Below are 13,720 nucleotides of genomic sequence, written 5' to 3' on the forward strand. Positions count from 1 at the left end.
TTGCGATTGACGGTCAGTATTGGCCGAGCGGCGTGACCCGGATGCTGTTGGTGGTCCCCGGCACGCCGAAGGGGAAGCCGCAAACCACGACGATCTTGTCGCCCGGCTTGCCGATTCCCAGATCCAGCACCGCCTCCGCGGCATGGATCGGCACCGTGTCGTGGTCGCTGATCTCGGCCTCGTGCACCGAGCGCACGCCCCAGACCAGCGACATGCGGCGTGCGACGGCCTCGTCCCCGGTCAGCAGGACAGTCGTGCGCGGGGATCGGTGCGAGACGATCCGCCGTCCCGACGCGCCGGTCGAGGAGAAGGAGACGATGGCCGGGGACGAAAGCGCATCAGCCAGTTCGACCGCCGCGAAGGCGATGGCCTGTTCCGCCGTGTCGACATGGGGCGCGGCCGCCTGAAGCGAGGCGGAATAGAAGGGATGCGCCTCGGTGCGGCGGATGATGCGGTCCATCATGGCGACGGCCTCAACGGGATACTGCCCCGACGCGGTTTCCGCCGACAGCATCACCGCATCGGTGCCATCATAGACCGCCGTCGCCACGTCGGATGCCTCGGCCCGCGTGGGCGTCGGCGTGGTGATCATGGATTCCAGCATCTGCGTCGCGACGATCACCGGGCGGTCGGACTGGCGGCAGAGCCGGATGATCTCCTTCTGTCGTCCGGGCACATCCTCGGGCGGGATCTCGACGCCCAGGTCGCCGCGCGCGATCATCACGCCATCCGCCTCGGCCACAATCTGCGGCAGGCTGTCCAGCGCCGAGGGCTTCTCGATCTTGGCGATCAGCCCGGCACGGCCCCGGATCAGGGCCTTGGCCTCGACCAGGTCCTCGGGCCGCTGGACGAAGGACAGCGCCACCCGACTCTGTTGCACAAATCGGGTGATGGCCGAGGTTCCCCCTTCCCCGGACGGACTTATCCCACAGCTTCCGTGACGGGTATGCCGAGCGCGGTGTATCCGTTCAGGACGGCGATTCGGACCTGGAGTTCAGCGACCTGACGGTCGAAGTCCCGCGCCATGAGCCGCTGCCCCAGCAACTTCACACAATGCATCTTTGTCTCGACGCGGCTTCGGCGGTGGTATCCGCTCCATCGTCGCCAGAGCGCGCGGCCCAGGTATTTCGCCGCGCGCAGGGCCTCGTTTCGCGCCACGGCTCCAGCGGTGATCGTCTTCCAGGGCTTGGCGTTCTTGCGGGGCGGGATGACGGCATGGGCGCCGCGGTCGGCAATGGCGTCGTGGCATTTACGTGTGTCGTAGGCACCGTCGGCGGTGACGCTGCCGATCCGCTCGTCCGCCGGGATCTGACCGAGCAGGTCGGGTAGCACAGGGGCATCACCGATGTGGCTCCCGGTGATCTCGGCAGCGCGGACCTCCAGTGTTTCCTCATCGATTCCGAGATGGATCTTGCGCCAGACGCGCCGTTTGGGACCGCCATGCTTGCGGGCATGCCACTCGCCTTCCCCCTCGACCTTGATGCCGGTGCTATCGATCAGCAGGTGCAGTGGCCCCTTGGAGCCGCGGTAGGGGATGTTTACGGCCAAGGTCTTCTGGCGGCGAGATAGCGTGCTGAAGTCGGGCACCGTCCAGTCGAGACCAACCAGCTGCAACAAGCTCTCGACGAACCCGGTCGTCTGCCGGAGCGCCATGCCGAACAGCACCTTCATCGAGAGGCACGTCTGTATGGCGGCGTCGCTGTAGCTCTGCTGGCGGCCACGCCTGCCAGTTGGTGCGGCCTCCCAGCTCATCTCGGGATCGAACCAGATCGTCAGCGATCCGCGGCGCTTGAGCGCTTCATTGTAGGATGGCCAGTTCCTGGTCTTGTAGGTTGGAGGTGTGGGTCTGCTCATGGATTCCAGCTACCACGCTGGATTCATGAGATGAATCCCAAAAGGGATTTGTGCAACAGAGCCATTCACCCCGGTAATCAACGTCGGCTCGTAATGGAACCCCTCGGGCAGGTTGGCGAGCTTGCCGCCTGTTACCACGGTCGCCCCCTGCTCGCATGCCCGGTCGACGGCGCCCGCCACCTTGTCCAGACCGGCCCGATTGATCAGAGGGCCCATGTCCAGATCATCCGTGACCGAAGGATCACCATAGCGCGTTTCCTGAAACAAGGCCGCGAGCTTCTCGACCAGCGCATCGTGGACGGACCGTTCGACATAGACCCGCTCGGCACAATTGCAGACTTGCCCGGTGTTGATCACGCGCGAGGCATGAATCGCCTGCGCGGCCAGGTCGAGATCGGCGTCCTTCAGCACGATGGCCGGAGCCTTGCCGCCCAGTTCCAGATTGACCTTGGTCAGGTTTCGGCCCGCCGCCTGCATGATATGCGCACCCGTGCCGACGCTGCCGGTAAAGGTGATCAGGTCGACGCCGGGATGGGTCACCAATGCCTCGCCGGTTGTCGCGCCACGGCCGCCGATCAGGTTGAAAACCCCCTTCGGCAAGTCCGTTTCCGCCAGCAGTTCGGCGAATAGATAAGCGTTCAGCGGGGTTTCCTCGCTGGGTTTGACGACGATGGTATTGCCAGTCACCAGTGCGGGCGCCATCTTGCGGGCGATCAGGAAGAACGGGAAGTTCCAGGGCAGTATGCCCGCGACCACGCCGATGGGCTTGCGCAACAGCAACATGGTTTCATTCGGGCGATCGCTGGTCAGCACCTCACCCTCGATCCGGCGGGCCCATTCGGCCATGTAGTCGATGTAATCGGCGGTGAAATCGACCTCGACCTGGGCCAGGCCGCGCACTTTGCCCTGCTCCTTGACGATGACGTCGGCAAGCTCCAGGCGATGCTCGCGCAGCTTGGCCGAGACCTGGCGCAGATACCCCGCGCGCTCGATGGCGGGCAGCCTTTCCCAGCCGGCCTGCGCATGGCGGGCGGCCTTCACGGCAGCATCGACCTGGTCCGGCCCCGTGTCGGGGATTCGGCCCAGAAGCCTGCCGTTGGCGGGGTTCAGCACGTCAATCATTTCAGTGCCGCTCTCCACGAACGCGCCGTCGATATAGTTGCGGTAGTCCTGCGGCTCACCCTGGAAAGCCTTGGCGGGAATGCGGGTCATATCGGGTTCCTCCTCCGAAGTCATGAAATGGGTCAGGTAGCCGTCGCGCCATAGCGCGGGCGCAGGCGGCTGATGTCGAACACCTTGGCATCGACGCGGGTAGGCTCGCCGGTGATCAGGTCGGCCATCAACTGGCCCGCACCGGGGCCGATGCCGAAGCCGTGTCCCGAAAAGCCCGAGGCGACGTGCAGGCCGGGGACGGTATGGACGGGGCTGATGACCGGGATCGCGTCCGGCGTCGCGTCCATGACGCCCGCCCATTCGCGGCGGACGCGGGCATTCGCGAAGCGCGGAAAGGCACGGCCGAGATTCTTCAGCGCCTTGCGGGTAAAGCCGGGCACGGCAGGCGGGTCCATGACCCGGCAAGCCTCGAACGGGGTAGCCTCATCCGCTCGCCAGGATCGCCGGATCACCGCTTCCTGCAGGAAGATCCCGTTCAGGCGCAGGCTCAACTCGCGCCAGGTGGTCAGGAAGGTCGGGAAGAACTCGGTCAGCAACCGGAAATGATCCGGCGTCAGGGGGGCAAGGTTCTTGTTCCTGACCGCCACGGTGAACCCGCCATCCAGCCGCTTGCGATAGGCAAAGTCCCCTGCCCCGACCGGCATGTCCGTCAGCCCTTCGACCCCGTCTACGCAGGCCACCGGGCCGATCACCTTCAGTTGCGGAAAATCCAGCCCCATGTTGCCAAGGAACAGCCGCGACCAGATCCCCCCGGCGACGACCGCCGCCTGGCAACGGATCGTGCCCCGTTCGGTCACCACGGCGCTGACCCGACCGGCCGAGGTCTCGACCGTCCGCACCGCGCAGCCGGTCAGGATATGGGCGCCCTTTTCGCGCGCGGCCTCGGCGATGGCGGGAACTGCGATCCACGGTTCGGCCCGCCCGTCCGAGGCAGTATGCAGCACGCCCAGGATACCGCCATTGTTGCCCGGCAGCTTTTCGGCGATCTCGGCCTGCGACAGCATCCGCGCGTCCAGCCCGTGGCGGCGGCCGATCTCTTCCCAGGCCAGCCAGCCTTTCAGGTCGCGACGATTATAGGACAGGTAGCTGATGCCGGTGCGGCGCCAGCCGGTGTCGCCGCCGATGCGTTCGTTCATCTGCGACCACATCTCGACCGAATGCATGCAGAGCGGCAATTCGCGTTCATCCCGGCCCATCTGCCGCGTCCAGCCCCAGTTGCGGCTGGACTGTTCACCCGCGATCACCCCCTTTTCGCAAAGCGCGACCGAGATCCCGCGTTCGGCCAGTTCCAACGCGGTGGTGACTCCGATGATGCCCCCGCCGACGATCACCACATCGACCGCAGCAGGAAGGGTATCGTCACCTGGAAAGGGGGCGACGGGAATGGAAAGCGTGGACATGGATGTTGGCTCGCATCGTCAGAATGGGGACTGGCGTCATTGCCAGTCTTCCCCGGAATCGAGGACAAAATGATCGTCCGAGATTTCAAGATAGCGCCGGGCGGGGCGACGATAGTCCGGCGGGCGGACGGGGCTGCGCAGTTCAGTGACTACAGCTGCACCGCGCTGGTGACGCCGGGCCGGATCGGGCACCGGAACCGCGCCCAGCAATCGCCGCGTATAGGGATGGCGCGGATTCTCGAAAATGGCCGCGCGCGGGCCGATCTCGACGATCTCGCCCAGATACATCACCGCGATCCGGTGGCTGATGCGTTCGACCACCGCCATGTCATGGCTGATGAACACGAAGCCCAAGCCCATTTCCTGTTGCAGGTCCATCATCAGGTTGACGACCTGCGTCTTCATCGTCACGTCCAGCGCCGAAACCGCCTCATCGGCCACGATGACCTTGGGCTTCATCACCAGGGCCCGCGCGACGCAGATGCGCTGACGCTGGCCTCCCGAGAATTCATGCGGATAGCGCCCAGCCATTTCCGGCTGCAACCCGACGCGGGTCAGCAGCGATGCGGCAATCTCGCGTTGCTCGGTCGCGCTCGCCTTGCCGTGGATGCGCAACGGCTCGGTTATCGCCTCTCCGATGCGCAGGCGGGGGTTCAGGCTGGCATAAGGATCCTGGAAGATCATCTGGATGTCATGGGCGCGTTCGACCGCCGGGATGGCGCCCAACTCGCGCCCGGCCAGCACGACCCGGCCTTCGTCGCGGTCGTGCAGCCCGGTGATCAGCTTGCCGGTGGTCGATTTCCCGCAACCGGATTCGCCGACGATGGACAGCGTCTCTCCCTGTCGCAGGGTAAAGCTGACGCCTTCGACCGCATGAACGCGGGCGATGGTGCGCTTCAGAAGCTTGCTCTGGATGGCAAAGCGCTTGGAAAGGTCGCTGACCTGCAGCAGATAGGGCGGCCCCTCGCGCAGCGTGTTGGGACGGGGCCCGGGCTCACGCAGCTTGCCGCTGGCGATGTCGAAGACCGGATAGGGCGTCGGCATCGCATTGCCAGTCATCGAGCCCAGACGGGGCACGGCAGAAAGCAGCGCACTGGTATAAGCCTTGGCAGGGTGGCGGAAAATCTGCTCGGTCGTGCCGGATTCGATTACGTCGCCGTGATACATGACCAACGTGCGGTCCGAGACCTCGGCCACAACGCCCATGTCATGGGTGATGAAGATCACTCCCATGCCGCTTTCGGCCTGCAACTCCTTGATCAGGTCCAGGACCTGCGCCTGGATCGTCACGTCCAGTGCCGTCGTCGGTTCATCGGCGATCAGCAGATCGGGCTGGCAAGCCAGGGCGGCCGCGATCATGACCCGCTGCCTCATGCCGCCGGAAAACTGGTGCGGGAAATCGTCGTAGCGGCTTTTGGCCGAGGGAATGCGCACGCGATCCATCATCGCCAGCGCCTCGGCGCGGGCCTCGGCCTTGCCGATACGACGATGCGTCAGGATCGATTCCGCGATCTGCGCGCCGATGGTCATCACCGGGTTCAACGAGGTCATCGGCTCCTGGAAGATCATCGAGATCCGGTCGCCCCGGATGCGCTCCATCTGGCGTTCGTCCAATTGCAGCAGGTCGATGCCCCGGAACAGCGCCCGCCCCGAGATGCGCGAGTTGTCGCGCGGCAGCAGTTGCATCAGCGCCATCGAGGTCACGCTTTTGCCCGAGCCGGATTCACCGACGATGGCCAGCGTCTCGCCCCTGCTGACCGAGAAGCCGACATCGCGGATAACATCGTTCCATTGGCCGCCGCGGCGAAAGCCCACGGTCAGGCCCTGGACCTGCAGCAACGGATGTTCTGCGGATTGCGTCACCGTCATGTTCTCCCGATTGCGGCTCATGCGCCCGATTCCCGTCTGGGATCGAAGAGCTGCCGCAGGTGGTCGCAAAAGGCGTTCAGGACCAGCACCAGCACGATCAGCGACAGGCAGGGCGCCAGCAGCAGCCATGGTTCCTGCGCGAAGGTCGAGCGTGCGGTGCCGATCATCATGCCCAGGGACGGCTGTGGCGGCAGCACGCCAAGGCCCAGGAACGACAGGCCGGATTCCAGGATCACCGACATCACCACGACGAAGCTGAACTGCACGAACAGCGGTCCGACGATATTGGGCAGGATCGTGCGAAAGATGATGCGGGTCGCCGATGCACCCATCAGGCGCGTGGCGTCGACGTAATCCTGCCCGCGCACGGTCATCACGCTGGCATGGGCCACGCGGGTGAAGCTGGGCACGAAGACCAGGGCCAGCACCGGCACCAGCGTGGACGGGCCGGCACCGTAAAGCGTTGCGGCCAGCATCGCCAGCAGCAGCGGCGGAAAGCACAGGATCACATCCATGACGCGCATCGACAGCGCCTCGGAAAAGCCACGGACATACCCCGCGACCACGCCGACCGAGACACCGATCACCGCCGAGATCATCGCCGCGCCTCCCGAGATCAGGATGGCCGAGCGCAGCGCGTGGACCAGCCGCGACAGCAGGTCGCGCCCGTATTCGTCCTGTCCCAGCGGATGCGCTGCCGAGGGTCCGCCAAACCGCGCCGCCACATCCATGGCCAGAGGATCGGCCAGAGGCAGCAGCGGCCCGATAAAGGCTATGGCCAGGATCAGCGCCAGCAGGATGCCCGATGGACTTTGGAAAGCCTGTTTCATTTGCGCACCCTCGGGTCGGTGATGCCGTAGATGATGTCGACCAGCAGGTTCAGCCCGATATAGAAGGCCGAGACGACGACCAGCACGCCAGTGACCACCGGGTAGTCGCGCGCGTTCACGCCCGCGACCAGCATTCCCGACAGGCCGGGCCAGTTGAACACGGTCTCGACCAGCACCGTGCCGGCCAGGAGGCCACCCAGTTGCAGCGCGAACACGGTGATGACCGGCATCAGCGCATTGCGCAGGGCATGGCGGATGATCACCCGGCGGGCGGGAACCCCCTTGGCCCGCGCCGTGCGGATGAAATCCAGCGGCAGCACGTCCAGCATCGACGCCCTGGTGATGCGAAAGACGATGGCGGACAGGCCGATGGCGATGGTCGCGGCCGGCAGGACCAGCAGTTGCAGATGCTTGCCCGGATCGCGCGAAAACGGCACGAAGCCTCCCGCCGGCAGCCAACCCAGGACCTGGGCGAACAGGACCACGAGCAGCGTGCCCAGCACGAAGACCGGCACCGACTGCGCCGTCCCTGCCACCACCGCCGCACCCCGCGAGAAGCGGCCCCTGGGGCGCAGCGCCGACAGCACCCCCGCCGGAATGCCGATCAGGAGGCTGAGGATGCCCGCCGCCGCGATCAGTTCCAGCGTGCGCGGCAGGCGGCGCATCACCTCCTGGCCGACCGAGCTGCCATCGACCATCGAGGCGCCCAGATCGCCTCTCAGAATCCCCATGACGTTGTGGGAATACTGCTCGGGCAGCGGACGATCGAGGCCGAGCTGCTCGCGCAGCATCTGCACCATCAGGGGATCGGGCGAACCGCCGTCCTGCGCCAGCAGCAGTTCGGCCGGATCGCCCGGCACGAAATGGATGGACAGGAAGACCAAGGAAACAACCACCCAAAGCATGACGAGGCTTTGGGCCAATCGTCGGACAAACCACCCCATCAGGTCGCCTTTCGTCTGGTTATCGGACGCTGGACCGTTCAGCCCAGCTTCAGCTTGTCGAACAGCACCGAGGAGAACGGAGACAGTTGGTCGGGCAACATGGCGAGATCCTGCACGCTCGCCTTGGCGGCGAAACCCGTCGCGCGATAGCACAGGCCGCAGAAGGTGGTCGCCTCCAGCACCATCTGGTCGGCCCGGCGATAGATATCCACGCGCTTGGCTTCATCCATCTCGCTGCGCCCCTGCGCCAATGCCTCGCTGAGGCCCTCGACCTCGAAATTGCGGCTGCGCAGGTAAGTGGGCGACAGCGAGGGATCGATCAGCGTCGTGACCGCATCGGGGTCGAGGTTGTCCAGCCCGATGCCCTGCACCGCGAAATCGCCCGCGCCCTGGTTGCCAAGGTTCACCCGCGTCGCCCAATCGGGCATTGTCAGGTTGACGGTGATGCCGATCTCGGCCAGTTGCGCCTGCACCAGCACCGCCGTGTCGCGATGCATCGAATATTGCGACGTCGAAAGAAGCGAGACGGTCAAGCCGTTCTCGTGGCCGGCCTCTTTCAGCAACGCCTTGGCGCGTTCGGGGTCATAGCCCCAGAAGGCGGCCTGGTCGTCATGGCGGTAGGGGCTGCCGGCGGCGCGCGGCAGGCCCGTCATCTCGGCGCCGAAGCCGAAGAAGATCGACTTGACGAACTCGTGGCGGCGCAGGCCGAAGGCCACCGCCTGCCGCAGGCGCGGATCGGCAAAGACGCCGCCGCCGTTGAAGCTGAGATACATGAAGGCGCCCGCATCGACCTTGTGCAGAGCCAGCGCCGGATCGGCCTCGATCGCGGCCATTGCCGACCAGGGCACATAGTCGATCATGTCCACATCGCCCGCGTTCAGCGCCGCTACCCGGGCGCTTTCATCGACATAGGGCGTGATGGTGATGCCGGCCAAGGTGGGCAGGCCGGGCTTGAAGTAATGCTCGTTCGGCTCCAACTCGATCGAGACGCCCTTTTCCGCATAGGCGATGCGATAGGGACCGGCGCCGATCCCCTGATCCTCGGCATCGGTCGAACCGGCCTTGAGGATCGAGAGGAACGGAAACGTCATCAGCGCCGGCAGTGTGGCCAGCGGTTCATCCGTGGTCAGGCGGAAATTGCGCTCGTCTATGACCTCGAAGCCAGTGACGGGGCGCAGGGCGTCGAACATATAGGCGCCCGAACCGTCTGCCTGGATCTGCTGGAAGGTCCATTCCACATCCTGCGCCGTGACCGGGCTGCCGTCGTGGAAATGCGATTCGCGCAGGGTAAAGCGCCATGTCTCGGGCGTCTCGTTTTCCCAGCTTTCGGCCAGTTCGCCCACCAGTTGCCCCTGCTCGTCGTAGTTGATCAGGGTGCGATTGATCAGCGAACACAGCAGATGCCCCGAATAGCCGACATTCACCCAGGGGCGCAGATGTGGCGGATAGGTCGAAAGCCCGACCCGCAGGGTCTGCCCCCCTTGCGCCTGGGCGAAACGCCCGCCAAGCGCCAGCACCGCGCCTGACATCGTGGCGATCTTCAACAAGTTCCGTCTGTTCAATTGCATGACCTTGCTTCCCTGCTGTCGCCCCTGTGCCAGGGCGGTTTTCCAAGGCCCCTTCGACAGGTCCGCATGGGAGGTGCCGCCGGGCTTTCACTGATGGAAGGGTAGCGATTCATTTTTTCCTCGGTCAATTACATTCCATTTATCAGATGACAATTTATAATGTATTCCTATTAAAAGAATAATGCACAGCGCACTGCTCATCTTTTGGGCAGATTCCTGGGTTTCATATTCTTTTAATTCTTATAATCGGAATATATTATAGCTTTTATACCTGATTTAAGAATATGATTGACCATGCGAGCGCTCTGTCCTGATATGGCTCCATGTCAAACCAGGGCAGACGGGCCGGCGCCGAGGGGCTGCCGCGCCTGAACGCCTAGCAACGAATGCAGGAAAAAAACCCATGACTTGGCGTATCGGCGTGGATTCGGGCGGCACCTTCACGGATGTCTGCCTCTTCGATGACACCTCGGGCGAGGTAACGATCTGGAAAGTCTCATCGACCCCCGACGATCCGTCGCGCGGCATTACGCAAGGGGTAGCCGAAGGGCTGGAACAGGTTTCTGCCAGCGCCGAGACCATCAGCTTCCTGGGACATGGCACGACCGTTGCCACCAATGCGCTGATCCAGGGCCGCGGGGTCAAGACCGGCCTCATCACCACCGACGGCTTCCGCGACTTGCTGGAAATCGGCCGCCAGAAACGGCCCGACCTTTATGACCTGCAAGCCGACAAGCCCGAAACCCTGGTCACGCGCGACCTGAGGCTGGGCGTGGCCGAGCGCGTGCGCGCCGACGGCTCGGTCGAAGAGGCGCTGGACGAAGGCGCCTTCCGCGAAGCGGTGCGGGAACTGAAGGCGCAGGGGGTCAAATCGGTCGCGGTCAGTTTCCTCTACAGCTTTCTCAACGACGCGCATGAGCGCCGTGCGGCCAAGATCATCGCCGAGGAGTTCCCTGACGCCTTTACCGCGATCTCCTCCGATATCGCGCCCGAGTTCCGCGAATACGAGCGCCTGTCCACCACGGTCGTCAACGCCTATCTGGGCCCGGTGATGCAGGGCTATGTCCGCGCGCTGAAGAAGAAGCTGACCGATCTGGGCCTGAAGGTCGCGCCGCAACTGACGCAGTCGAACGGCGGCGTGATCGCCTTCGACACGGCGGCGGAAATGCCGGTGCGCACAGTGCTTTCCGGTCCCTCGACCGGCGTGGTCGCCGCGCAGGCCATCGGGCGGATGACCGGCATCGACAACCTGATCACCTTCGACATGGGCGGCACCAGTTCCGACGTCGCGCTGCTGTCGGGCGGCGAATGCCGCGTGGTCAACGAGGCCGTGGTCCATGGCTATCCCCTGAAGGTGCCGATGCTGGACATCCATACGGTGGGCGCAGGCGGCGGCTCGATCGCCTATGTCGACAACGGCGGGTTGCTGAAGGTCGGACCGAGAAGCGCAGGCGCCAATCCCGGCCCGGCCTGCTATGGGCTAGGCAATGACGAACCCACCGTCACCGACGCCAATGTGGTCTTGCAGACGCAGAACCCCGAATATCTGCTGAACGGGCGGATGAAGATCGACCGCACCCTGTCCGTGGCCGCGATCCAGAAGCTGGCCGACAGGCTGGGCATGGAGATGCTGGAGACCGCAAACGGCATCCTCGACATCGTCGTCGCCAACATGGCCAAGGCGATCCGGGTGATCTCGGTCCAGCGGGGACATGATCCGCGCGACTATACGCTGGTCGCTTTCGGCGGGGCGGGGCCGGTCCAGGCCGCGCGCCTGGCGCGCGAACTGGGCATGAGCCGGGTGCTGATCCCGCGCACGCCGGGCGTGCTATGCGCGCTGGGGCTGCTGATGACCGACCTGCGCAGCGATTTCTCGGCAACCAGCCTGATGCGACTGGACCAGGCGACGCCCGAACAGGTCCAGGCGATCTTCGATGACCTGCGCGCCCGCGCTCGCGCCTGGTTCGAGGCCGAAGGCATCGCGCATCCCGCCCGTGTCCTGAATCTTGCCGTCGACGTGCGCTATGCCGGACAGAACTATGAAATCGCCGTGGCTATTCCCGACGGCCCCGTCGACGCCGCAACCTTCGACACCATCCGCGAGGGTTTCCTGGCCGCGCATCGCCAGCTCTACGGTTTCGTGGCCGAGGGCGAGCCGATGCAGCTTGTCACTTTCCGCGCCGCCGCCAGCGGGCTGGTGCAAAAGGCCGATTTCGTGCCCCAGCCGCTGGAAGGCGACGATGCCCGCGCGGCCGTCACCGGCTCGCGGCCCGTCTGGATGCTCGAGGCGCGCGATTTCGTCGAGACCACTCTTTACGACCGCGCATTGCTGAAGCCGGGCAATGTCGTCCGCGGCCCGGCGATCATCGACCAGATGGATTCCACCAGCGTCGTTCCCCCCGGCATGGCCGCGACGGTCGATCCCTATCTGAACCTCATCCTGGAGGCAGCCAAGTGAACATGATCCCCCAAGTGAAACTGAACCCGATCACCGTCGAGGTCATCGGTTCGGCCTTCGCCTCGACGGTCGAGGAAATGGGCGAGGCGCTGGTGCGCGCCTCTTATTCCACCAATATCAAGGAGCGTCGCGACTGTTCGACAGCACTGTTCGACGCCGAGGGTCGGATGCTGTGCCAGGCCGAGCATATCCCCATGCATCTGGGCAGCTTCATCGGCTTCGTCCCCTATATCCTGCGCCATTTCGGGCAAGACGGGATCCAGCCGGGCGACGTGTTCATGGGCAACGACGCCTATGAAGGAGGAGGCACCCACCTGCCCGACATCGTCCTGGCCGAGCCGGTCTTCGTCGAGGGCAAGCTGGTCGCCTGGGCGATCAACACCGCGCATCATTCGGATTTCGCGGATCGCGGCCATGCACATATCTATCAGGAAGGGCTACGCATTCCGCCCGTGAAACTGTACCGGCGGGGCGAGCTGCAAGAGGACATACAGCGCCTGTTCCTGCTGAACTGCCAGGTTCCGGCAGAGCGCATCTCGGACCTGCGGGCACAGTTGGCCGCAAACCGGCTGGGCAATATCCGCATGACCGAGCTTTGCGGCAAATACGGGCTGGACACCGTGCTGGCCGCAGGTTCCGAATTGATGGACTACGCCGAGCGCAAGATGCGCGCCGGCATCAGCGCGATCCCCGACGGGCGCTATGCCTTCTCGGACGTCTTCGACAGCGAATCGCTGGAGACGCCATTGGAAATGTCTGTGACCATCGAGGTCAGGGGCGACGAGATCGCACTGGATTTCACCAGCCCGCCGCAGGTCCGCGCCGGCCTGAACGTCGTCTATACCGCACTGCTGGCGACGGTCTATTACGCGGTCAAGACCGTCGTGGACCCGACGGTCCTGCCGAATGCGGGCCTGGCCCGGCCGATCACCGTCACGGCCGGCGAAGGCACGCTGCTGCGCTGCGCCCATCCGGCGGCCGTCGATGGCCGCATCACCGCCTGCCAGCGGGTCGTGGACCTGATCCACGGCGCACTGGCCCCGGTCGTGCCCCACCGTGTCACCGCGGCCTCGAACGGCTCGGTCGCGGTCGCCAGCTTCGACGGGCGGCGCGAGGATGGCTCACTGTGGGTCTATCTGGAAACGATCGGCGGCGGGTTCGGCGCGCGCCACAACAAGGACGGACTGGACGGCGTGCATGTGCACATGACCAACACCTCGAACCTGCCGGTCGAGGCGCTCGAGAACGAATATCCCATCACGCTCCGGCGCTATGAACTGGTGGACGGCTCGGGCGGGAACGGGCAATTCGTCGGCGGCATGGGCCTGCGCCGCGTCTATCGCGCCGAAAAGCCCTGCCGCGTGCAGGTGATGGGCGCACGCCTGACCTCGCAGCCCTGGGGGCTGGACGGCGGAAATCCGGGCGCCAGCGGCTATTTCACCCTGAACGGCGCGCGCAGCGGGTTCGAGCGCGCGTCCGTGGACCTGGCGCCGGGCGACATCCTCGAGATCGTGACCCCCGGCGCGGGCGGCTATGGCGACCCGGCCCTGCGTGATGCGACATCCCGCGTGCGGGACTTGCGGGAAAAACGCTTTGCATAGAGGCGCAATGCTTGACTTGCCCG

General features: G+C 65.0%; 9 protein-coding genes and 1 pseudogene. 2 read left to right on the top strand and 8 right to left on the bottom strand.

Annotation, left to right across the window (positions count from 1 at the left end):
• Positions 1-13: 13 nt before the first annotated feature.
• The 8 genes and pseudogenes from ACNKFW_RS19500 to ACNKFW_RS19535 form a co-directional block, all read right to left on the bottom strand.
• Positions 14-865, bottom strand: coding sequence for a pyruvate kinase (locus ACNKFW_RS19500; protein ID WP_418025719.1), 852 nt, complete (start codon positions 863-865; stop codon positions 14-16).
• A 56-nt stretch (positions 866-921) separates the two neighbouring features.
• Entirely contained in the window at positions 922-1,854 is a 933-nt protein-coding gene (locus ACNKFW_RS19505; RefSeq protein ID WP_418025721.1) for an IS5 family transposase, read from the bottom strand.
• 69 nt (positions 1,855-1,923) lie between these two features.
• A pseudogene (gene aldA, locus ACNKFW_RS19510) lies at positions 1,924-3,066 on the bottom strand (aldehyde dehydrogenase); the annotation flags it as partial.
• Positions 3,067-3,098: 32 nt separating this feature from the next.
• Positions 3,099-4,427 (bottom strand): NAD(P)/FAD-dependent oxidoreductase, encoded by a 1,329-nt coding sequence (locus ACNKFW_RS19515; protein WP_143091264.1) that lies wholly within the window; start codon positions 4,425-4,427, stop codon positions 3,099-3,101.
• A gap of 36 nt (positions 4,428-4,463) precedes the next feature.
• Positions 4,464-6,317 (bottom strand): ABC transporter ATP-binding protein, encoded by a 1,854-nt coding sequence (locus ACNKFW_RS19520; RefSeq protein WP_256233562.1) that lies wholly within the window; start codon positions 6,315-6,317, stop codon positions 4,464-4,466.
• Positions 6,314-7,126 (bottom strand): ABC transporter permease, encoded by an 813-nt coding sequence (locus ACNKFW_RS19525; protein ID WP_036752903.1) that lies wholly within the window; start codon positions 7,124-7,126, stop codon positions 6,314-6,316. Before ACNKFW_RS19525 ends, ACNKFW_RS19520 begins: the two co-directional genes overlap by 4 nt.
• On the bottom strand, positions 7,123-8,070 hold the full coding sequence (locus ACNKFW_RS19530) for an ABC transporter permease (RefSeq protein ID WP_036752900.1): 948 nt from the start codon (positions 8,068-8,070) through the stop codon (positions 7,123-7,125). Before ACNKFW_RS19530 ends, ACNKFW_RS19525 begins: the two co-directional genes overlap by 4 nt.
• A 38-nt stretch (positions 8,071-8,108) precedes the next feature.
• Positions 8,109-9,638 (bottom strand): ABC transporter substrate-binding protein, encoded by a 1,530-nt coding sequence (locus tag ACNKFW_RS19535; RefSeq protein ID WP_074990756.1) that lies wholly within the window; start codon positions 9,636-9,638, stop codon positions 8,109-8,111.
• A gap of 403 nt (positions 9,639-10,041) precedes the next feature.
• Here ACNKFW_RS19535 and ACNKFW_RS19540 point away from each other — a divergent pair, with 403 nt between their 5' ends.
• Together ACNKFW_RS19540 and ACNKFW_RS19545 are read left to right on the top strand one after the other, a co-directional pair.
• Entirely contained in the window at positions 10,042-12,096 is a 2,055-nt protein-coding gene (locus ACNKFW_RS19540; RefSeq protein ID WP_074990754.1) for a hydantoinase/oxoprolinase family protein, read from the top strand.
• Positions 12,097-12,098: 2 nt separating this feature from the next.
• Positions 12,099-13,697 carry a hydantoinase B/oxoprolinase family protein gene (locus ACNKFW_RS19545; protein WP_074990752.1) on the top strand — a complete coding sequence of 533 codons (1,599 nt, stop codon included), beginning with the start codon at positions 12,099-12,101 and terminating at the stop codon, positions 13,695-13,697.
• Positions 13,698-13,720 lie beyond the last annotated feature (23 nt).

The organism is Paracoccus sp. TD-10 (assembly GCF_048270675.1).
In the GTDB taxonomy this organism is placed as follows: Bacteria; Pseudomonadota; Alphaproteobacteria; order Rhodobacterales; family Rhodobacteraceae; genus Paracoccus; species Paracoccus pantotrophus.

Coding starts and splice junctions, on each gene's coding strand:
- ACNKFW_RS19505 (WP_418025721.1), bottom strand. CDS start 1,854: ATGAGCAGACCCACACCTCCAACCTACAAGACCAGGAACTGGCCATCC.
- ACNKFW_RS19515 (WP_143091264.1), bottom strand. CDS start 4,427: ATGTCCACGCTTTCCATTCCCGTCGCCCCCTTTCCAGGTGACGATACC.
- ACNKFW_RS19520 (WP_256233562.1), bottom strand. CDS start 6,317: ATGAGCCGCAATCGGGAGAACATGACGGTGACGCAATCCGCAGAACAT.
- ACNKFW_RS19525 (WP_036752903.1), bottom strand. CDS start 7,126: ATGAAACAGGCTTTCCAAAGTCCATCGGGCATCCTGCTGGCGCTGATC.
- ACNKFW_RS19530 (WP_036752900.1), bottom strand. CDS start 8,070: ATGGGGTGGTTTGTCCGACGATTGGCCCAAAGCCTCGTCATGCTTTGG.
- ACNKFW_RS19535 (WP_074990756.1), bottom strand. CDS start 9,638: ATGCAATTGAACAGACGGAACTTGTTGAAGATCGCCACGATGTCAGGC.
- ACNKFW_RS19540 (WP_074990754.1), top strand. CDS start 10,042: ATGACTTGGCGTATCGGCGTGGATTCGGGCGGCACCTTCACGGATGTC.
- ACNKFW_RS19545 (WP_074990752.1), top strand. CDS start 12,099: ATGATCCCCCAAGTGAAACTGAACCCGATCACCGTCGAGGTCATCGGT.